The sequence below is a fragment of the Clostridium sp. TJA085 genome, assembly GCF_058310235.1.
In genome coordinates, this window is record NZ_JBZEEZ010000001.1 from 378,165 (window position 1) to 399,259 (window position 21,095).

At 25.0% G+C, this 21,095-nt stretch carries 30 protein-coding genes; all 30 read left to right on the forward strand.

Features of this window, described 5'->3' with window-relative positions; translation table 11 throughout:
• The first annotated feature begins 59 nt into the window (after positions 1-59).
• The 30 genes from AC4FQW_RS01930 to recN all read left to right on the forward strand — a co-directional run bounded on the left by AC4FQW_RS01930 (position 60) and on the right by recN (position 20,993).
• Positions 60-632, forward strand: coding sequence for an ATPase, T2SS/T4P/T4SS family (locus tag AC4FQW_RS01930; protein WP_491146939.1), 573 nt, complete (start codon positions 60-62; stop codon positions 630-632).
• Complete coding sequence (locus AC4FQW_RS01935) at positions 604-1,635, forward strand: type II secretion system F family protein (protein WP_491146940.1); 1,032 nt, start codon at positions 604-606, stop codon at positions 1,633-1,635. The genes AC4FQW_RS01930 and AC4FQW_RS01935 overlap by 29 nt, the downstream gene beginning before the upstream one ends.
• Positions 1,632-2,075 carry a prepilin-type N-terminal cleavage/methylation domain-containing protein gene (locus AC4FQW_RS01940; protein ID WP_491146941.1) on the forward strand — a complete coding sequence of 148 codons (444 nt, stop codon included), beginning with the start codon at positions 1,632-1,634 and terminating at the stop codon, positions 2,073-2,075. The genes AC4FQW_RS01935 and AC4FQW_RS01940 overlap by 4 nt, the downstream gene beginning before the upstream one ends.
• Entirely contained in the window at positions 2,056-2,490 is a 435-nt protein-coding gene (locus AC4FQW_RS01945; protein ID WP_303128985.1) for a hypothetical protein, read from the forward strand. The genes AC4FQW_RS01940 and AC4FQW_RS01945 overlap by 20 nt, the downstream gene beginning before the upstream one ends.
• Positions 2,487-2,981, forward strand: coding sequence for a hypothetical protein (locus AC4FQW_RS01950; RefSeq protein WP_303128983.1), 495 nt, complete (start codon positions 2,487-2,489; stop codon positions 2,979-2,981). Before AC4FQW_RS01945 ends, AC4FQW_RS01950 begins: the two co-directional genes overlap by 4 nt.
• Positions 2,972-3,478 carry a hypothetical protein gene (locus AC4FQW_RS01955; RefSeq protein WP_303128981.1) on the forward strand — a complete coding sequence of 169 codons (507 nt, stop codon included), beginning with the start codon at positions 2,972-2,974 and terminating at the stop codon, positions 3,476-3,478. The genes AC4FQW_RS01950 and AC4FQW_RS01955 overlap by 10 nt, the downstream gene beginning before the upstream one ends.
• Positions 3,479-3,483: 5 nt before the next feature.
• Positions 3,484-4,035 carry a hypothetical protein gene (locus AC4FQW_RS01960; RefSeq protein ID WP_491146942.1) on the forward strand — a complete coding sequence of 184 codons (552 nt, stop codon included), beginning with the start codon at positions 3,484-3,486 and terminating at the stop codon, positions 4,033-4,035.
• Position 4,036: 1 nt separating this feature from the next.
• A complete protein-coding gene (locus AC4FQW_RS01965) occupies positions 4,037-4,429 on the forward strand; it encodes a hypothetical protein (RefSeq protein ID WP_303128977.1) in 393 nt (130 codons plus the stop codon).
• Between the two features lie 2 nt (positions 4,430-4,431).
• Entirely contained in the window at positions 4,432-4,806 is a 375-nt protein-coding gene (locus tag AC4FQW_RS01970; RefSeq protein ID WP_491146943.1) for a hypothetical protein, read from the forward strand.
• A gap of 187 nt (positions 4,807-4,993) precedes the next feature.
• Entirely contained in the window at positions 4,994-5,551 is a 558-nt protein-coding gene (gene efp, locus AC4FQW_RS01975) for an elongation factor P (protein WP_303128974.1), read from the forward strand.
• A 64-nt stretch (positions 5,552-5,615) separates the two neighbouring features.
• Positions 5,616-5,978: a CD1247 N-terminal domain-containing protein gene (locus AC4FQW_RS01980; RefSeq protein ID WP_491146944.1), complete on the forward strand. Its 363-nt coding sequence runs from the start codon at positions 5,616-5,618 to the stop codon at positions 5,976-5,978.
• 145 nt (positions 5,979-6,123) lie between these two features.
• On the forward strand, positions 6,124-7,032 hold the full coding sequence (spoIIIAA, locus tag AC4FQW_RS01985) for a stage III sporulation protein AA (protein ID WP_491146945.1): 909 nt from the start codon (positions 6,124-6,126) through the stop codon (positions 7,030-7,032).
• Positions 7,020-7,538, forward strand: a complete 519-nt coding sequence (spoIIIAB, locus tag AC4FQW_RS01990; RefSeq protein WP_303130409.1) for a stage III sporulation protein SpoIIIAB — start codon at positions 7,020-7,022, stop codon at positions 7,536-7,538. The genes spoIIIAA and spoIIIAB overlap by 13 nt, the downstream gene beginning before the upstream one ends.
• Before the next feature lie 15 nt (positions 7,539-7,553).
• On the forward strand, positions 7,554-7,751 hold the full coding sequence (gene spoIIIAC / locus AC4FQW_RS01995; RefSeq protein WP_303130411.1) for a stage III sporulation protein AC: 198 nt from the start codon (positions 7,554-7,556) through the stop codon (positions 7,749-7,751).
• Positions 7,752-7,759: 8 nt separating this feature from the next.
• Entirely contained in the window at positions 7,760-8,143 is a 384-nt protein-coding gene (gene spoIIIAD, locus AC4FQW_RS02000; protein WP_303130413.1) for a stage III sporulation protein AD, read from the forward strand.
• 9 nt (positions 8,144-8,152) lie between these two features.
• Positions 8,153-9,355, forward strand: coding sequence for a stage III sporulation protein AE (spoIIIAE, locus tag AC4FQW_RS02005; RefSeq protein WP_491146946.1), 1,203 nt, complete (start codon positions 8,153-8,155; stop codon positions 9,353-9,355).
• Between the two features lie 8 nt (positions 9,356-9,363).
• Positions 9,364-9,954 carry a stage III sporulation protein AF gene (gene spoIIIAF / locus AC4FQW_RS02010; protein ID WP_491146947.1) on the forward strand — a complete coding sequence of 197 codons (591 nt, stop codon included), beginning with the start codon at positions 9,364-9,366 and terminating at the stop codon, positions 9,952-9,954.
• A 12-nt stretch (positions 9,955-9,966) separates the two neighbouring features.
• A complete protein-coding gene (gene spoIIIAG, locus AC4FQW_RS02015) occupies positions 9,967-10,569 on the forward strand; it encodes a stage III sporulation protein AG (protein WP_491146948.1) in 603 nt (200 codons plus the stop codon).
• A gap of 68 nt (positions 10,570-10,637) precedes the next feature.
• Complete coding sequence (locus AC4FQW_RS02020; protein ID WP_303130419.1) at positions 10,638-11,147, forward strand: SpoIIIAH-like family protein; 510 nt, start codon at positions 10,638-10,640, stop codon at positions 11,145-11,147.
• 86 nt (positions 11,148-11,233) lie between these two features.
• Positions 11,234-11,617 carry an Asp23/Gls24 family envelope stress response protein gene (locus tag AC4FQW_RS02025; protein WP_024615037.1) on the forward strand — a complete coding sequence of 128 codons (384 nt, stop codon included), beginning with the start codon at positions 11,234-11,236 and terminating at the stop codon, positions 11,615-11,617.
• A 106-nt stretch (positions 11,618-11,723) separates the two neighbouring features.
• A complete protein-coding gene (gene nusB / locus AC4FQW_RS02030; RefSeq protein WP_303130420.1) occupies positions 11,724-12,128 on the forward strand; it encodes a transcription antitermination factor NusB in 405 nt (134 codons plus the stop codon).
• 9 nt (positions 12,129-12,137) lie between these two features.
• Complete coding sequence (locus AC4FQW_RS02035) at positions 12,138-12,986, forward strand: bifunctional 5,10-methylenetetrahydrofolate dehydrogenase/5,10-methenyltetrahydrofolate cyclohydrolase (protein WP_491146949.1); 849 nt, start codon at positions 12,138-12,140, stop codon at positions 12,984-12,986.
• A complete protein-coding gene (xseA, locus tag AC4FQW_RS02040; protein WP_491146950.1) occupies positions 12,976-14,172 on the forward strand; it encodes an exodeoxyribonuclease VII large subunit in 1,197 nt (398 codons plus the stop codon). The genes AC4FQW_RS02035 and xseA overlap by 11 nt, the downstream gene beginning before the upstream one ends.
• 12 nt (positions 14,173-14,184) lie before the next feature.
• Complete coding sequence (locus AC4FQW_RS02045; RefSeq protein WP_303130424.1) at positions 14,185-14,406, forward strand: exodeoxyribonuclease VII small subunit; 222 nt, start codon at positions 14,185-14,187, stop codon at positions 14,404-14,406.
• Positions 14,396-15,265 carry a polyprenyl synthetase family protein gene (locus tag AC4FQW_RS02050; RefSeq protein WP_303130425.1) on the forward strand — a complete coding sequence of 290 codons (870 nt, stop codon included), beginning with the start codon at positions 14,396-14,398 and terminating at the stop codon, positions 15,263-15,265. Before AC4FQW_RS02045 ends, AC4FQW_RS02050 begins: the two co-directional genes overlap by 11 nt.
• 18 nt (positions 15,266-15,283) lie before the next feature.
• The gene (dxs, locus tag AC4FQW_RS02055) at positions 15,284-17,158 is read left to right on the forward strand and encodes a 1-deoxy-D-xylulose-5-phosphate synthase (RefSeq protein ID WP_491146951.1); all 1,875 of its coding nucleotides are present in this window, start codon (positions 15,284-15,286) and stop codon (positions 17,156-17,158) included.
• Between the two features lie 2 nt (positions 17,159-17,160).
• Positions 17,161-17,970, forward strand: a complete 810-nt coding sequence (locus AC4FQW_RS02060) for a TlyA family RNA methyltransferase (RefSeq protein ID WP_491146952.1) — start codon at positions 17,161-17,163, stop codon at positions 17,968-17,970.
• Between the two features lie 13 nt (positions 17,971-17,983).
• Positions 17,984-18,811 carry an NAD(+)/NADH kinase gene (locus AC4FQW_RS02065; RefSeq protein WP_303130430.1) on the forward strand — a complete coding sequence of 276 codons (828 nt, stop codon included), beginning with the start codon at positions 17,984-17,986 and terminating at the stop codon, positions 18,809-18,811.
• Positions 18,812-18,833: 22 nt separating this feature from the next.
• Positions 18,834-19,286 carry an arginine repressor gene (locus tag AC4FQW_RS02070; RefSeq protein ID WP_303130432.1) on the forward strand — a complete coding sequence of 151 codons (453 nt, stop codon included), beginning with the start codon at positions 18,834-18,836 and terminating at the stop codon, positions 19,284-19,286.
• A gap of 15 nt (positions 19,287-19,301) precedes the next feature.
• Entirely contained in the window at positions 19,302-20,993 is a 1,692-nt protein-coding gene (recN, locus tag AC4FQW_RS02075; protein WP_491146953.1) for a DNA repair protein RecN, read from the forward strand.
• The last annotated feature ends 102 nt before the right edge of the window (positions 20,994-21,095 follow it).

The following is a 21,095-nucleotide window of genomic DNA, read 5'->3' on the forward strand; positions in this document are numbered from 1 at the left end:
AGTTACATTTAATATTTTATTTGGCTTATTTTCTAAGTTTTGCGATATTTTGTTAGCATTTGGATATACTTAATAATATCAAGAAAATACTAAGGCAAGATCCAGATGTGATAATGGTAGGAGAAATTAGAGATGAAGAAACAGCTAATATAGCAATAAGAGCTGCAATTACTGGACATAAAGTTTATTCTACAATTCATACAAAATCAAGTAGAGATGTATTTTTTAGATTTGAAGATATGAATGTAAAAGATTATTTAATACGCGATTCAATGGTTGGGGCTATATCTCAAAGATTAATTGGTTGCTTGTGTGAAAAATGTAAAACTAAAAAAGAAGAAATAATAAATGATAAGATTTACTATTTTTATAAAGAAGTTGGATGTAAAAGATGTAATTATACTGGTATAAGTGGAAGAAGACTAATATGTGCAGTACATTTTATAGATGAAAATATAAGAAGTAAGCTTAAAAATATAAATGAAGATTTAGAAATATTGTCAAATGAACAAATGTATAGCAGATGTAAAGAATTATTGTATAAAGGAGAAATAAGCTATAAGCAATATAAAAGATTTATAAATGGAGAGGAATTAGTAAAATATGAATTTCAACAAAAAATATTCATATAAGAATTTAAGTATTATATGTGAAAACTTATCTAATTTATATAAAGATGGATTGCAAATAAGTAAAGCGATTAGTTTATTAAATGAATTTCCATTAAGAAATGATTATAAAAATAGTATAAAAGTATTAGTTAACTCAATAATGCAAGGAGAATCTTTAAGTGAGGGATTTATGAAAAATAATAATTTATATCCTAAGTTTTTTGTTGGAATGATTTCAATTGGAGAAAAGACTGGAAGACTTCAAGAAGTTCTTAATGAATTAAGTATATATTATAAAAGAAAAGATGAATTACTTAAAGATATAATAAATTTCTTGATATATCCAATGTTTTTATTAAGTTCTATGATATTTATATTAATTTTTGTAATGAAATTTATGATTCCTCAATTGGAGGATATATATAAATCTATAGGAAATTCTATTCCTTATATAACACAAGTACTAATTGATTTTTCCTATAAAATAAACGAATCTCCAATTATATTTATATTATCTTTGTTTATATGGGTAATTTTAATTCCTTGCATATTATTTAAAAATAACTTTAATAAAATAATAAATTTAATATTTAAAAAGAATAAAATTTTTAAAGAATTTAGAGAGCTTGAGGTTATTTTAGTTATTAAGATAATTGTTTTAAGTGGGGTAAATATATCATTGGGGCTTAAATATTGTGAAGACGATATATTAAATAAAGAAATTTATAAGGATATTAATAAAAATATATTAAGTGGATTAGAACTTTCAGAATCTTTAAAGAAAACTATAAATTTATCTGAATATAGTCTAGCTATGATAAGGTTAGGTGAAGAAAGTGGTTCTTTAGATAATAACTTAGATAATTTATATTCAAGACTTTATAAGAAAAATAATGATAAACTTAAAAAAATAACAGCTATGTTTCAGCCGATAATTATTGTTATTATGTCTATTTTAATATTAGCATTTATTGGAATATTTATATTACCAATTTTTCAAAGTGTTTATGGAGGAATAATTTGATAAAGAAAAAGAAGGGGTATACACTTATTGAGCTTATGGCAGTAATTATAATTATAACTATTATAATAGGATCTTCAAATAGTATTATAAATTACTATACCAAGGCTATTAGAAATTTAGAAACAGAAAATTTTCTTACATCTATTGAAGGTATGTTAACTTATAGTAAGGCTAAGGCAATAAAAGAGAATAAAAATTTTCAAATTAACTTTAGCAAAGCAAATAGTAAAGTTAATTTAACTCAAGAAGGTATCGTAATAGAATCTTTTAAAATACCAGATTATATAAGTGTTGAAAATGGATCTATTATTCAAATAAGTACTAATGGACAAATTTCATCTCAAACAACTGTAATGAAGAATTATAAAGATAAGGAAAAATATTCATTAAAAATAAGAGTAGGAGTTGACTATATAAATATTGAAAAAGAAAAGTGGTAGTATATTGCTTGAATGTATAGTTTCTATATTTATAATAACTATATTATGTGGAGTAGTTGTAAAAATGAATAAATTAGATTTGAAGGCATTTGTTATTAGGGAAGAATCAAGAAAAAATAATATTATTTTAAATAATATTATAAGTGAGCTTAAGTTTAATATTAGTATAAATGAATTAGATAGAATATTTAATAAGTTTGAAGAAAATATTTTTATTAATTTAAATGATGCAAATAAATTAAAAGATGAAAATATAATAAATTTATTTTCTAATTTTAATTCTAAAAGTTTTATAAAAATAAGTAAAATTTTCAAAAATGATAAAGAGATTAAAATGAGTATAAGTTTAACTTTAAATGATGAAAAATTTTTAGAAACTGAAATATTAAAAGAGTATTGGATGGAATTAAAATGAAAAAGCAAGGCTTTACATTAATAGAATGTTTATCATATATATTTATATCATCAATTATAATTTTATGTTTGATTAAGTTAACATTGAATACATATAAGTATTCAAGTGAAAGAAATACTTTAATAAAAAAAGAAAATGAAATTGATAGGGCAATATTAAATATAAAGAAAATATTTTCAGAAGTAGATAATACAAATTATAAAATTTCAAAAAATAGTGATGAAATTGAAATTTCAAAGGAAGAACATAAGTTAGAAGAAATAAATGATAAAAATGCAATAGATAAAAATTTATTAGTTAAATATAAAAAGATATATTTAGTTAGCAAAACATTACAAATTAAGTATTATAGAGAAATAGGTGGAGTAAAAAAAGAGTTAACAACAAATATAATTTTAGATGATGTAACAAAATTTATTGTTTATAAAAAAGATAAACTTATATATGTTGAACTCGGAATTGATGATAAGGAGTACTTAATATGTATGTAAAAAAACAGGGGTATGTACTTATAAACTCTATAATATTAATATTTTTTATAACAACTATATTAATTTTAGGAGCTAAAATATCAAACATGAATATTAAATATATAAAAAATTATGAAATTTATTCTAGTTTTTTAGATTTAAAAGATAGTCAGGTTGAAGTTTTAAATATATGCAATGCTTGGCTAGAAAGTAATAGTAATAAAGTTATTAACAATATGAATAATGAAAATATAAATGATATAGAAAATTCTTATGTTATACCAAATGAAAATTATATTAAATTACATTATTTAAAAAGTAAAAAAATATTTAAAATAGCTTATGGTATTAAAAAAGAAGAAAAAACTTTATATTGTCTTTATAGTATAGAAGATAAAGAAAAAGTTTTCATAGAAAAAGAAAGTCAGAATAATTTAAAAAAGGATGAAAAATTAAAAGCTGATTTACAAAATGAAGAAAATAAAATTTTAAGATTGTTTCCTAAAAGAAAGGTATAGAGTTTATGATAAATAAAGAAATATTAGAGATAAATAAATTTGGATATGTTTATAAAGGACAACAAAATTCACTAAATTTACATAATAAATTAAATGCTAAGATTTTTATATTAGATGAAGAAATTTATATAAAAGAATACTTAGAAATTAATAAAAAGAAAATTAGTAATATTATAGATAATGATATAAAGGGTGAGTTTAATGAAGATGATTATTTATTAGATTTTAAAGTTGATAAAAAACTAAATAAAACTTATATATATGCTGTTAAAGGTGGAAATAAAATATCACAAGTATTAAATAATATAAGAAAACTTAAAGTTATACCAATCCAATTTCAAATAATAAATTTAATAATTAAAATGAAGAAATTAAATACATTTAAGGCTGTAATAAAAGTTTATGAAAATTGGTATTTTGTTGAGGTAGTAAATGGGTATTTAATAAATAATAAAATATACAGTAATTTTAATTTAAAAGATTCGTTAGATAATATTCTAGTTGGAAAAATAAGTTTTCCTTTTAATAAAAAAAGCTTTATTTTAGAGGAGGTATGATATGAGCAATGAATTTATACCTAAAAAGTTTATAGATAAAAGGATGAAAGAAACTAAAACAAGATTAAATATAATGATTAAAATAACTTTAATTATTAATTTAATATTATTACCAAGTACAATTAGTAATATAAAAGTTTTGATAAATAATAAGGAAATAAAATCAAAAATAAATGAAAATATAGTAGCTGATATTGGAGTTAATATAGATGAATTAAAAGATTGGATGAATATATTATATAAAACATCACGCAGTGGTGAGATTAAAAATAATGAGGGAAGTATGCTTATAATGGATAAAAAATATATAGATTATATAAGTAAAGAAAAAACAATAGAAAGTATAGAAAATAAAGGAGAGGAAGGTTATTATTTAAAAGTTTTAGGAAAATGATTATGAAAAAGATTTATTTTAAATATATATCACTTATAATAATGATTTTGATTCAGGGAATGTTTTTTGTATCATCATCTAAAATAGATGAAAAAAGTTATTATGATAATGCAATAAATGTATTTAATGGAGATATAAAAACTATTAATAATGTATTTAATGATTTAAGCAACATAAAAGGACTAATTGTAAATAATATAGAAGGAACTAAAAATATAAAAGCTCTTGTAACTATAGAAGGAAATAAGGACGTTATTATTAAGGCAATGAAAGAAATAAAAGGTTATATTATAAAAGATTATGAAGTTAAATATGATAATGACAATTTTAATGTAAAATTAAATATTGAAGAGTATAAATTTAAACGAAAATTATAATAATATTTAAAGAAGGATTTTAAATATAAAAATAATGTTAAAATAATACTCTAAATAATTGCAATTAATAAGGAGTTTTGATAAAATAAATTTGTATGTCAGAAGAAACCAAATTATGATTATATATGATTAACTTCTAATTGATATAATTATTTGGATTGAATTTATACTTTTGGAGGGATATTTAATGATATCAGCAGGAGATTTAAGAAAAGGTACAACTTTTGAACACGAAGGACAAGTATATACAGTTGTAGACTTTTTACACGTTAAACCAGGAAAAGGAGCAGCTTTCGTAAGAACAAAACTTAGAAATGTTATATCAGGAGGAGTTACTGAAACAACATTTAACCCTACAGCTAAGTTCCAAGAAGCTGTTATTGAAAGAAAAGAAATGCAATATTTATACTCAGATGGAGAGTTATATTACTTCATGGATCAAGAAACATATGATCAAATTCCTTTAAATTATGAAAAGGTTGAAGATGCTATAAAATACTTAAAGGAAAATATGTTTGCTATAATAAAATTCTATAAAGGAGACGCTTTCTCAGTTGAAGCACCAAACTTCGTAGAATTATTAGTAACTGAAAGTGAACCAGGAGTAAAAGGAAATACTGCAACAAATGCTTTAAAGCCAGCTACACTTGAAACTGGAGCAGTTGTAAATGTTCCTATGTTCGTTAATGAAGGAGATACTATTAGAGTTGATACTAGAACTGGAGAGTACATGGAAAGAGTTTAATAGTATTATAAATTGCTAAGTTCTTAGAACTTAGCAATTTTAATATATAAAAGGAAGTGTTTATATGGATAATATAAAAGAAGCAATTAAAGACTTAAATGCTACAATAAATACTATTGATATTGAAAATAAAGATTTATTTTTAAAGTTATCTAATATATTAGAAAATTTAACTGAAAAGGTTGAAGAAATTAAGGTTAACCAAGAGACAATTGAGGAAACTTTAGAATATATGGATGATGATTTATCAGGAATTCAGGAAGAACTTTTTGAAGAAGTTTCATTAGATGAATTAGAAGACTTTAATGATGAGTATAAAGAAATAAAGTGTAGTCATTGTAAAAAGCCTGTATTTATAGAAGTTTCTACACTAGAAAATAACAATAAAATTCCTTGTCCATATTGCAATAAAAATATAATAGAGTAAATAAAAAGAGTTTTGATTACAAAGCTCTTTTTTTTATTTTTAATTTACATATTTTTTTATAAAATATGTAATATTTAAAGCTATATAAAAATATTAATTATAAAGAATGATTTACTTTTGTAGTATGAAAGGATGGGGAACGTTAATGCTTAATTGTGATTTAAATATCTTTCCTCCTAAAGTAGTTGTATTTTTAAAAGACTATGAAAAAGATAAGATTCAAGAGATTAGAGTTAAAATAAACAATCCAATAATAATTTATACAAATAAAGAAGAAGTAGTATCTAATATTAATATAAATAGAGAGGAATTTAATTTTATTATTAAACGTATATCAAATTATTCTATATATGCATATGAAGAAGAGTTAAGGCAAGGTTTTATAACATTAAAAGGCGGACATAGAGTTGGAATTGCTGGTGAGTGCGTAATGGAAAATAACAAAGTGAAAACTATAAAAAATATATCTTCAATAAATATTAGAATATCTAGAGAAATTATAGGATGCTCAAGAGAAATTATTAAATTTATAGTAGATAAAAATAAGGTAAAAAATACATTAATAATATCTCCACCAAAATGTGGAAAAACTACTATACTAAGGGATTTATCTAGGGTTATTTCAAATGGAAGCTTTGATACGAAAGGTAAAAAAGTAGTTGTTATAGATGAAAGGAGTGAAATAGGAGGATCTTATCTTGGTATTCCGCAAATGAATTTAGGTATAAGGACAGACATATTAGATAATTGTTTAAAAAAAGAGGGGATGATAATGGCAATAAGGTCATTATCACCAGAAGTTTTAATATGTGATGAAATAGGAACAGAAGATGATGTTAAGGCTTTAAATACAGCTTTTAATTCAGGGGTAAATATTATTATTACAGTTCATGGAAATAATCTATATGATATTAAATCAAGAAATATATTTAAGAATCTTTTCCAAAATGGAATTATAGAAAGGGTAATAGTTTTAAGCAATAAGCGTGGAGTAGGAACTATAGAAAATATATATTCTGTAAAGAAAGAGGGAGATATTATATGTTTAAATTAATTGTTTTATCTATAATATTTTTAATATTTTCTTATTCTGGATATATATATGGAGAAAAATTTAACAATAGATATAAAATTTTACAAGAAATACTTAAGGCTATAAATATTTTACAAAATGAAATTATGTACAATAGTACAGCTCTTCCAGAAGCATTGAATGTAGTTTCGGAAATATGCAGAGATCCATTAAGTTTATTGGTAAAGGATGTATCTAGATTAATTTATAAGGCAGAAGAAAATAGTATTTTTGATATGTTTAAGATATCATACGAAAAATATAAAGAAGATTTATGTTTGAAGAAGGAAGATATTAGAATTATATCAGATTTTTTAAAGTCTCTTGGAGAACTAGGGGTATATGGACAAGAAAAAATGTTTGAATTAGCAAAAGCTAATTTAAATATTAATATAAAGGATGCACAAATTATTGCAGAAAAAAATATAAAGCTATATAGATACTTAGGAGTATGTGTTGGTGCTATGATATTTATATTTTTTATTTAAATGGGGAGGGAGTTTATGTTAAACATTAGTATATTATTTAAAATTGGTGGAGCTGGAATATTGTTAATAATACTAGATAAAGTTTTGAAAAGTAGTGGTAAAGATGATATTGCTGTTATAACTAATATAGCAGGGGTAGTTATTATATTACTTATGATAGTTTCAATGATTGGGGATTTATTTCAGTCAGTTAAAACTATGTTTATTTTATAGGTGACAATATGATTATTTTGAAAGTAGTATCATTTGCTCTTGTTGCATTATTCATTATACTTTTATTTAAAAATAGTAGGTCTGACATAGCTGTTTTAATATCTATAATAGCAGGAGCTACAATGCTTATATTTATTTTAGGAGAGCTTCAGCAAATAATAAATTTTCTTAGGGAAATATCTTATAAAGCGGGAATAGACACTGTTTATTTAGGGATAATAATGAAAATACTTGCAATTGCTTATATAGCATCATTTGCATCTGAAGTATGTAAAGATGCAGGGGCGTCTACTATTGGATCTAAAGTTGAATTTGCTGGAAAGATAATGATTTTAACTATGTCAATACCGATACTTATGGCTGTTTTAGATTCTATTTTAAAAATAATTTAGGTGATATATATGAATTTAAAATATAAAAAAATTACTATTACATTATTTATTACTATATTATTTTCTACTATGTTTGTAGCTTTTATTAATTCAAGAGAAATAATAGTAAGTGCTAAAGAAAACTTAATTGATGAGTCTATGAATAAAGAAACAAAAGAAGAGTTAAATAATTTATATAACTATATAAATAATATGAAAACAGATGTTGAACTTATAAACGAATTAAATCCAGCTGAATATATAAAAAGTTATATAAGTGAAGGTCATGGAAACATAAGTTTTGATAAATTAATGAAAAGTGTAGTTAGCTTATTATTTAAAGAAGTTAGGACGGTGCTTAATTTAGTTGTTTCTGTGGTAGTAATAGCAATACTTTGTTCTTTAATTAAGAGTTTGCAAGATGCATTTAAAAATGAGAGTATATCACAAATTGCGTTTTTTGCCTGTTATTCAATATTAATTATGGTATTATCTAAAAGTTTTATAGTATCAATATCTGTGGCAACAGAAGCCATTAATGAAATTGCAAATTTTATGGCAGCTCTTTTGCCTGTATTAGTTACTATGATTGCTCTAGCTGGTGGATTTATGCAAGCCGCAACATTAGATCCTATAATTTTAGCATCTGTAACTTTAATTCCAAAAATATATGTAACAGTAATAATACCTTTAATTTTGATAAGTTTTGTTATGACTTTTGCAAATAATATTTCTAATGAACATAAAATAGACAATTTATGTAAATTATTTAAACAAGTTATTTTATGGTTACAAGGAATAATTATAACTGTATTTATTGCAATACTTACAATAAGAGGAATAACGGCAGATACTATGGATGCGGTTGCGGTAAAAACAGCAAAATTTGCAATAGATAATTTTATTCCTATTGTAGGAAAAACCTTTTCTGATGCAATAACTTCTGTTGCTGGATATTCATTAATAATAAAAAATGCAGTTACTGGAATAGGTCTTATAGTTATAGTATTAGTTTTAATATATCCAATAATTAAATTAATTTTAATGTCTTTTATATATAAATTATCAGCAGCTCTTGTAGAGCCTATAAGTGATAAAAGAATAACTAACTCTATCGCAGCTGTAGGAGATTATTTAATTCTTTTAATGTCTTGTGTAATTAGCGTTAGCTTTATGTTCTTTATTTTGCTTGGAATAATGGCAACAGCTAGTAAATTTATTGTAGGAGGGTAATTAGATAATTGGATTTAATAAAAAATTTTGTGATTATTTTAGTGACATTATTAATATTTATATCAGCAATTGAAATTATAGCTCCAGATAATAGTATGAAAAAATATGTGAAATTTGTATTAGGATTAATTTTAACTGCAGTTATATTAAGCCCTATTTTATCAATAGTATTAGATGGAGAAACTAAGCTTAAAGATTCAATAGATAAATTTCAGAAGCAATATAGTGAGAATGAAAAAAAGAATCAACATAATGAACAAAATGTTTTAAAAATTCAAGAAAAAAATTTTAAAGAAAATCTTTCGAAAAATTGTGAGTCTATGTTAAAAAAACAATTTAAAGATTTAGATTTTTCTTGTGATATAGATTGCGATATAGATATTAAAGATGAAAAATTTTTAATAAAGTTAGTTAATGTAACTATTAAAGATAAAAATATAAAAAAAATTAAGAAAGTAGAAAAAGTTGAAATAAACAAAGAAAATAAGAAAGAAGAAAAGAAAGAAAATAAAAATAGTGAGTTTAAGGAAGTTGTAGATTTTATATCCAAAGAGTTTCAAATTGATGAGAATAAAATTAATATATATAAAGTGGAGTAAAGGGGATTATTTATGAATAAAAAAAAGTTTAAGGAAATTTTAGATGAATTTTTAAGTAAAAAACATATAAATGTTTTAATTGTCATAATAATAATTATAGTTTTCTTAACTACAGCTTTAAGTGTAATAAGTAAAAATGAAAATAATCAAGCTAAAGAAACTCTAAGCAGTGAATTAGAGAAAGAGATAAATAATGAAAGAACAAAAGAAAGTAAGGATGAATATGAGGCAAGTCAAAAAGAAGAGCTTACAAATATACTACAAAATATAAGTGGTGTAGGTTCAGTTAGCGTGATGATGACATTTGAAAGTGGTGAGGTGAAAATACCAGCTTATGATAAAGATACTCAAACTTCAGTAACAGAAGAAGAAGATAGCGAAGGTGGAAAGAGGGTAAATGAGCAAAAAAATGATGGATCTAAAGTTGTAATGAGTACTAATGATGATGGAAATGAACCATTTGTAATTCAAACAAAAAAGCCTAAAGTAATAGGTGTAGTAGTAGCTGCAGAAGGAGCTGAAAATAGCAAAATTAAATATGAGATTCAAAAGATGGTTTCAACTCTTTATGATTTATCAGTGGATAAAGTTAATGTTCATCCGATGAAAAAGTAAAAGTTAATGTATATATTAAAAATACTTAGCATATAATTCAATAAGTAAAGGATGGGAGGTAATAAAAAATGAACAAAAAACAATTTGGGATTATTTTTACTCTACTTGGCTTAATAATATGTGTAGGGCTTTTAGCAAGTAAACTAAATGAGGGTGGATTTAATGATCCAAGTGATTTAAGTCAAGTAATTGCAAATGAAGAAGAAAAAGAAAAAGAGCAAGAAACTTCAGCACAAAAAGACTTTTTTTATGATGCAAGAGGTGAAAAAGAACAAAAAGATGCAGAAACAATTCAAAATCTAAAAGCTATTGTAGAAGATAAAAATACAACAAAAGAGCAAAAAGCAAATGCTCAAAAAGAATTATTAGAAAAAACTAAACAAAATTCTATTGAAAATAGAGTGGAAATGAACATAAAAAATAAAGGAATAAAAGATGCTATATGTTATGTTGATGGTGATAAAGCAAAAGTATTTGTAAAAACTGAAGGCATAGATCAAAAAATGAGTTTAGAAATTCAAGAAATAGTACAAGATGTTGCTAATGTAAATGATATATCAATAGAAGTAAAAAAATAAATCCGTTGTAATGCCATATCATATTTGATATAATAATTCTAAGATAAATAGTTTTGATATATACAAAACATAGGAGGTCGAATTAGATGGAAAACTTCAATAATGATAGCATTGGAATTGTTAAGATTTCTGATGAAGTTGTTTCAGTTATTGCGGGAATTGCTGCAGAAGAGATTGATGGGGTTATGGAATTCCAACATGGCGTTACAAACAACATATCACAATTACTTAAAGGTAAAAAGTCATCTGGTAAAGCAGTTAAAGTTACGTTAGAAGAAGATAGAGCTAAAATAGAGATGGCAGTTACTGTAGAGTATGGTGTGAAGATTCTAGATGTTATAGGTTCAGTTCAAGAAAATGTTAAAAAGACTGTTGAAGCTATGACTGGTTTAGTTGTAAGTAGTGTAGATGTATATGTTCAAAACATCTATTTACCAAAGAATTCAGAAAAAGAATCAAAGGAGATTTAATCGCACCCTCTGATATTCAGAGGGTGTTTCCTTGTTTGAATATATAATGATTAATACTATTAGAATAAGTCTATAATTTAGAAGAAAAGCATTTTAGGAGGAAAAAATGAGCAGAAAATTATCAAGAGAAAAAGCAATGGAATTAATATTTAGTACTATGTTAACTAAGGAATCACATGGAGAAGCAATTGAAACATTTGTAGATAACTATGAAGGAAACATAAAAGAAATAGATTTAGAATACATAAAAGAAGTCCTAAAAGGTGTTGAAGAAAACAGAGAAGAAATAGATGAATTAATTAAAAGCAATCTTCAAAAATGGAAGATTGATAGAATATCAAAAGTAAATCTTTCAATCTTAAGACTTGCTATATATGAAATGAATTATGTAAGTGATGTTCCAGAAAAAGTTGCTATAAATGAAGCACTTGAAATAACAAAAAAATATTCAGATGAAAAATCAGTTTCATTTGTTAATGGAGTATTAGATAAAATATATAAAAATAAGTAGGTGTTTATATTGGGGAAAGTTATTAATTGCAAGGAAATATCAGGAAAATTAAAAGAGGATATAAAACAATTTATAAATGAAAGAAGAAATAAAGGTCTAATAGTACCAAAAATTTCATCTATTTTAGTTGGCAATGATGGCGGCTCAATATATTATTTGAATTCACAAGAGAAGATAGCAACTTCTCTTGGGGTTTTATTCGATAAAGTAATATTAGAAGAAAATATTACGGAAGATGAGTTAATAGACATAATAAATAAACTTAACTGTGATGAAAGTGTTCAAGGTATAATGATTCAGTTACCACTTCCAAAACATATAAATGAAGAAAAAGTTGTAAATACAATATTAAGCACAAAAGATATAGATTGTTTGACTTATGAAAATATTGGTAGATTATATTCAGGAAATCCTGAGTTTTTACCATGTACACCTAATGCTATAATGACTGTTCTTAAAGAAAGCAATATAGATTTATCAGGAAAAGAAGTTGTTGTTGTTGGAAGAAGTAATATAGTTGGTAAGCCAGCTTTACAACTTCTATTAAATGAAAATGCTACAGTAACAATATGTCATTCAAGAACAAGAGATTTAAAGAGTGTATGTAAAAGAGCAGATATATTAGTTGTAGCTATTGGAAAGCCAAAATTTATAACAGCTGATTACATAAAAGATGATGCTATAGTTCTTGATGTTGGAACTTCAAGTTTTAATGGTAAAATAACAGGAGATGCAGATTTAGAGGATGTTTTAGATAATGTTTCTATGATTACAAAAGTACCAGGAGGTATAGGATCAATTACTACAACTTTACTTATAAAAAATGTTTGTGAGGCAATTAAGAAAAATGAGAATTAAGGTTTTAAGTGTTTCAGAGGTTAATAACTACATTAAAAAGGTAATAAACAATGATTTTATATTAAGAAATCTCTCTGTAAAAGGAGAGATTTCTAATTTAAAATATCATTCTAGTGGACATATATATTTTTCACTTAAAGATGAAAAAGGTAAAATAAATTGTGTTATGTTTAGAAGTGATTCTTTAGGTCTGGATATAGAACTAAAAGATGGAATGGAAGTAATTGTTAGAGCTAGAGCATCTATTTATGAAGCAAATGTGAGCTTACAGCTTTATTGTACTGAAATTACTCAAACAGGACTTGGGGATCTTTATATAAAGTTTGAGAAATTAAAAGAAAAGCTGTTAAGAGAAGGTCTTTTTGATGATAAAAAGAAAAAGACTTTACCTAAAAATATTAAAAGAATAGGAGTTGTAACTGCTTTAACAGGTGCAGCTATACACGATATATTAAATGTAACCAAAAGAAGAAATTCTTCAGTTGATATAGTTTTATACCCTGCAAAAGTTCAAGGTGAAGGTGCATATAAAACCGTAATAAAAGGTATAGAATATTTTAATAAAAATAAATCTGTTGATGTTATAATTATCGGAAGAGGTGGAGGATCAATTGAGGAACTTTGGAATTTTAATGAAGAGGAATTGGCATATTCTATATTTAAGTCTAAAATACCTATAATATCAGCTGTTGGTCATGAAGTTGATTATACAATATCAGATTTTGTTGCTGATATTAGAGCAGCTACTCCATCTCAAGGTGCAGAACTTGCAGCAATTAACCAAATAGAGTTAAAAAATGAAATTATAGGATTAAAAACTTTACTAAATAAAAATATTGATAGTATAATAAAGCTAGAAAAAAATAAATTAAATTCAATGGATAAGATATTAAGATTAAATTCACCAATTATTAAAATAAATAATAATTATATGGAGTTAGATTCTATAAGTGATAAGCTAAATACAATAATTAAAACAAAACTTTCAGGAGAAAAAGGGAATCTTAAAGAAATAGCTTCACTTTTAGTTGCAAATAATCCTCTTAATATTTTAAATAAAGGATATACTATTATAAAAAATAATGAAAATAAAATACTAAAAAGTAAAAATGATATAAAAAATAATGAAATAGTTGAAATAGTATTTAAAGATGGAACTTTAAAAGGTAAATTTAGTATTGAATAAAGGAGAAATAATATGGCTAAAAAAGTTAGTTATGAAGATATGCTTTCTAATTTAAAAGATATACTATCAAGGCTTGAAGAAAATGATTTAACTTTAGATGAATCTATAAAAGAATACGAAAAAGGTATAAAACTTGTTAATAAACTTTATAAGACATTAAATGATTATGAAGGAAAGATATCTGTAGTTATAGATGATAAAGAAACGGGGTTTGAAGATATAAATGAATATTAATGACTTAAAGTATGAAATAGATGCTTATTTACGTGATTATTTTAAAAATAAAGGCAGTTATAATAAATTAATTTATGATGCTCAAAGTTATAGTTTGAATATAGGTGGAAAAAGGATAAGGCCAATATTGACACTTCTTACTTATGGACTTTATAAAACAGATGTAAAAAAGGCTATGAAAATGGCATGTGCAATAGAAATGATACATACATATTCATTAATACATGATGATTTACCTTGTATGGATGATGATGATTTAAGAAGAGGTAAACCAACGAATCATAAAATTTATGGAGAAAATATAGCTGTTTTAGCAGGAGATGCATTATTAAATGAAGCAATGATAATACTTATGCAAAGTGCCTTAGAAAATGGAGAAGACGGATTAAAGGCAGCTATTGAAATATCAAAATCTTCAGGATCTGATGGAATGATTGGAGGTCAAGTAGTTGATATTTTAAGTGAAGGTAAAAAAATATCTTTAGAAGAATTAGAATATATGCATTCAAAAAAGACTGGAGAGCTTATAAGATGTTCAGTGATTTCAGGAGCATTATTGGCTAAAGCACCAGAAGAGGATTTATATAAATTAAATGAATTTGCAAAAAAATTAGGTCTTGTTTTCCAAGTTAAGGATGATTTATTGGATGTAATTGGTTGTGAAGAAAAATTAGGTAAAAAAATACATGCGGATGAAAACAAAGAAAAAACAAATTTTGTTACAGTATATGGAGTAGAAAAGTGCGAGGAAATTTGTAGATTACTTACAGAAGAATGTATTGAATTATTAAATGGATTGTCTGTTGAAGCTAATAATTTAATAGAAATTACAAATAACCTTTTAAATAGGGAATTTTAAAAAGAAGGTTGGGATGATATGAAGGATATTTTAAATAAAATAAAATCTCCTAATGATATAAAAAATTTAACAACTGAAGAACTTAATGAGTTATCAGAGGAAATAAGAAAATTTTTAATAGAATCTGTTTCACAGACTGGGGGACATTTAGCTTCAAATTTAGGTGTAGTTGAACTTACATTAAGCCTGTTTAAAGAATTTGATTTTAATAATGACAAGATTGTATGGGATGTTGGACATCAAACATATGTACATAAGATATTAACAGGAAGAAAAGAAGGATTTATAAATCTTAGAAAACACAATGGGATGAGTGGATTCCCAAAAAGAAATGAAAGTAAATACGATTTTTTTGATACTGGTCATAGTAGTACATCAATATCCTCAGCTTTAGGATTTGCAAGAGCACGTGATTTAAAGAGAGAAAAAAACAATGTAGTTGCTGTTATAGGTGACGGAGCTTTAACCGGTGGAATGGCTTTAGAAGCATTAAATGATTTAGGTTTTAGAAAAACAAAAATGATTATAATATTAAATGATAATCAAATGTCTATATCAAAAAATGTAGGAGGATTATCATCATATTTAAATAAAATGAGAATGAAACCTAATTATAATAAATTTAAAGAGGAAGTTAATAATAAATTAAATGTTAGCTCAACAGGAAAAAGAATTGCAAAAAAATTAAGTAAAATAAAAGATAGTATAAAGCAACTTGTCGTTCCATCAATGTTGTTTGAAGATATGGGACTTAAATATTTAGGTCCTATAGACGGACACGACATTAATGAAGTAACAAAAGTTTTAAACTATGCAAAGACAATAGATGGGCCTGTAATTATACATGTTGTAACACAAAAAGGAAAAGGATATGAACTTGCAGAAAAAAATCCTAATAAGTATCATGGAGTTTCTCCATTTAATTTAGAAAATGGTGAACCGGTAAATACTGCTAGGTCTAGTTATTCTAAAGCTTTTGGTGAAGCTTTAGTAAAAATTGCAGAAGAGGATAAAGATGTAGTTGCTGTAACTGCAGCTATGCCAGATGGTACTGGATTAAATGGGTTTAAAGACAAATTCAAGGATAGGTTCTTTGATGTTGGAATAGCAGAACAGCATGCGGTTACTCTTTCAGCAGGAATGGCTTGTGCGGGATTAAAGCCTATATTTGCAGTGTATTCAACATTTCTTCAAAGAGGATTTGATCAAGTTCTTCATGATGTTTGCATACAAAACCTTCCAGTTATTTTTGCAATAGATAGAGCTGGATTGGTTGGAGAAGATGGAGAGACACATCAAGGAATATTTGATATATCTTACCTTTCAATAATACCTAATATGACTATAATGGCTCCAAAATGCTTATCAGAAATTGATATTATGCTAAGATGGGCATTAAAAAAGGGGACTCCTGTAGCAATAAGATATCCTAGAGGTGGAGATACAATAGATAATATAGATGGATTAAAAAATATAGAATTTTCAAAATGGGAAGTTTTAGATGAAGGAAAAGATGATAAAATAGCCATAATAGCATGTGGTAAGATGACTCAACATTCTATTTTAACAAAAAATTTATTAAATAAAGAAGGCATATATCCAAAGTTAATTAATGCCACATTTATAAAGCCTTTAGATGAAGGTATTTTGCAAGAATTAGTTAATGATGGATATGATATAATAACAGTTGAAGACAATATAATAAAAGGTGGAATGGGATCTAGTATACTACAATCTATTAATAGATATGGTTTTAAAGGAAACTTTAAATCTATAGGTTATGATGATAAGTTTATAGAACAAGGAGATGTAAATGTTCTTTATAGCGATGAATATATGGACCCAAAAGGAATAAAAGAAGAAGTTTTAAAACTATTAAACAAAAGGAGATAAAAATGGCAGAAAAAAAGGAAAGGCTTGATATATTATTGGTAGAAAAAGGAATAATAACATCAAGAGAGAGAGCAAAAACTAATATAATGGCTGGAAAAGTATTTGTTGATGGTATACGTATTGATAAAGCAGGTGCAAAAGTAAGTGTAGATGCTAATATTGAATTTAAAGGTGATACAATACCATATGTTAGTAGAGGTGGACTTAAATTAGAAAAGGCAATGAAAGAATTTCCTATAACATTAGAGAATAAAGTATGCATGGATATAGGAGCATCAACAGGCGGATTTACAGATTGTATGTTACAAAATGGAGCTAAAAAAGTTTTCTCAGTAGATGTTGGATATGGACAGTTTGCTTGGAAGCTTAGAACTGATGAAAGAGTCGTTTGCATGGAAAGAACAAATATAAGATATGTAACTCCAGAGGATATAGGAGAAAAATTAGACTTTGCATCAATAGACGTATCTTTTATATCACTTAAAACAATTATGCCAGCAACTTTAAATTTATTAAAAGATAATGGTGAAGTAGTAGCTTTAATAAAACCTCAATTTGAAGCAGGTAGAGAAAAGGTTGGAAAAAAGGGAGTTGTAAGAGAAGCTAGTGTTCATAAAGAGGTAGTCGAGTCAATAGTAAATTATTTATTAGAAAATAATCTTAATGTATTGGGTGTTAGTTATTCTCCAATAAAAGGTCCAGAAGGAAATATAGAGTATTTAGTTTACTTTACTAAAGATAAGGACAAAAATAGTGTTTTTAATTTAGAAGATATAGATAAAGTTATTAAAGCTTCACATTCAGAAATATAAGGATTGAATGTTTATGAAATACATAGGTATTGCAATAAATCCATCTAAGGATCCAGATGGTAGTATTCTTGATTTAGTTAAAAGAAAAATAAAAGATGAATTTAAAAATATAAGATTTAAGGTATTAAATACTTACGAGTTAAAATATGAAGATATATCTAAAGATATGGATTTAATTGTTGTGTTAGGCGGAGATGGAACTTTACTTGGAGTTTCAAGAATTATTTCTAATAAAATAGATATTCCTTTATTAGGTGTTAATATAGGAAATTTAGGTTTTTTAAGTAGTATACATATATCAGAATTAGATGAAGCAGTAAAAAAATTAAAAAATGGTTTATATAAAATAGAAAATAGAATGCTTCTTAGTTGTTCTATAGATGATATAATTAATGATGATCAAGTGGCTTTAAATGATGTAGTTATAGCCAGAGGAACATTATCTAGAATGACAAATTTTGAGATATATGTAGATGATAGATATTATACATCTTTTAAAGGTGATGGATTAATAATAGCTACTCCTACAGGTTCTACTGCATATTCATTTTCAGCTGGGGGACCGTTTATATATCCAGATTTAGATGTTATGCTCTTAACACCAATATGTCCACATACAAAAAGCATGCAAACTATGGTGTTAAGAGGAGAAAGTACAATAAAAATAAAAACTTTTCATCATGATGAAGAAGTTTATTTAACTATTGATGGACAAAAAGTATATAAGGTAAATGAAAATTCTATAATAAAGGTTAGTAAAACTTATAAAGAAGCTAAGCTTATACAGTTTGATAATTATGATTATTTCAAAGTTTTAAGAACAAAAATTTTAAATAAATAATAGAATGAGATGGTGAGGTACAGTGAAATCAAAAAGACATGAAAGAATATTAGAGATAATAAAAGAAAAGGATATAGAAACACAAGAAGAGCTTGCAGAAGAACTAAAAAAATCAGGTTTTGATGTTACTCAAGCTACAGTTTCAAGAGATATAAAAAATTTAAAGCTATTGAAAATGCAATCTGCTTTTGGAAAGTATAAGTATGTAGTTCCAACTAAAGATACTACAAATATAACAGATAAACTTGCAAATATTTTAAAAAATGCAGTAGTAAGTGTTGAAAATATAGATAAGATGGTAGTGGTAAAAACTTTTACAGGTGGTGCTTCAGCAGCAGCAGAAGCTATAGATAGTCTTGATTTTGATGATATAGCTGGAACTGTAGCTGGAGATAATACTATATTTATATTGGTTAGAAGTATTAGTGGAGCAGAAAATCTTGTAGAAAAAATAAATAGTAGAATTAATGATTAAATATAGGTGATATAAATGCTGATACAGTTAAATATTAAAAATTTTGCTCTTATTGAAAATATTTCTTTAGATTTAGGAAGTGGATTTAATATATTATCAGGAGAAACTGGTGCAGGTAAATCAATATTAATTGATGCTATAGATTATGTATTAGGTGGTAAGTTTTCTAAAGATTTAATTAGAACTGGTGAAGAAAGAACAAGAGTTGAGGCTATATTTAGTATAGATTCAAATGATTTAAGAGGAGTTTTAAATGAATTAGAAATTGAATCAGATGATGTATTAATAATATCTAGAGAAACATTAATAAGTGGAAAAACCATAATAAAGGTGAACGGGAAAAGTTTTATTGTATCTCAATTAAGGAAGATACGTGAAAAGTTATTAGATATTCATGGACAGCATCAAAGTCAAAATCTTCTACAAAAAAGTAGTCATGTGAATTATTTAGATAATTATATAGGTAGTGAAGTTGAAGTTGAAATAAAGAAATTTTTAGATTTAAGAAATAAACTTTTAAATATAAGAGAAAAAATTAAGTCTATAAGTGGAAATAATGATAAAGAAAAACTTGCTGATTATATTAAATTTCAAATTGAAGATATAGACAAAGCAAATCTTAAGATTGGTGAAGAAGAAGATTTAAAAGATCAGTATAATATTTTATCAAATGCAGAAAAAATAACAAAATCAGTTAGTGTTAGTTATAATTTGTTAAATGGTGTTGAATCAGCCGGTATAATAGAAAATATATCTAAAGTTTTAACTGAATTAGGTTATGTTGAAGAGCATCTTTCTAAAATAAAAGAAAAGCGTGAAATAATAGAAGAAGCTTTTTATAACATAGAAGAAACTTCTAGAGAATTAAGAGATATTTTAGAAGAAATATATTATGATGAAGAAGAATTATCTAAAATAAATGAAAGACTATTTTTAATAAATAGTTACAAGAAAAAATATGGTGGTTCTATTGAAGCTGTGTTAGATACTTATAATAATTTAAAGCAGCAATATGAAGAGTTAATTAATGCAGAAGAAATAATAAAAGAATTGAAAGAAGAAGAAAAAATAATATATAATGATATGAAATTATTAGGTGAAAAAATATCAAGTATAAGAAAGAAATATAGTGGAGAACTTAGAGAAAAGATTTTAACGGAACTTTCTTATGTTGGATTGGATAAATCTAATATGAATATCTTAATAGAAACTAAAGAAAATTTTGATGAAAAAGGATTTGATGATGTTACATTTATGATTTCAACTAATCCTGGTGAACCTATGAAATCATTAGAAAAAGTTTTATCTGGTGGGGAATTGTCAAGAATAATGCTAGCTTTAAAATGTGTTTTTGCAGATAAAGATGATATACCTACTTTAATTTTTGATGAGATAGATACTGGTATAAGTGGTCAAGTAGGACAAAGAGTTGGAGAAAAAATGTATCAAGTATCAAAAAATCATCAAGTATTATGTATAACTCACTTACCACAAATAGCTATTCTTTCAGATCATCATTATTTTGTTTCAAAGGAAATTAGAAATGAAAAAACTTTTACAAATATAAGATTATTATCAAATGAAGAAAAAATATATCAAGTAGCTACAATGTTAGGCGGAGATAGTGTAACTAATGCAACACTGGAAAATGTAAGAGAAATGTTTAATAATTCTATTATAAAAAAAAGTGAATTAAAATCTATATAAATACATATATAGAGTGATAATTGGAAAAAATAAAATCACGGTAATTACGTGGTTTTATTTTTTTATTTTTTAAAATTTTGTCTATTATAGAAATGTTAATAT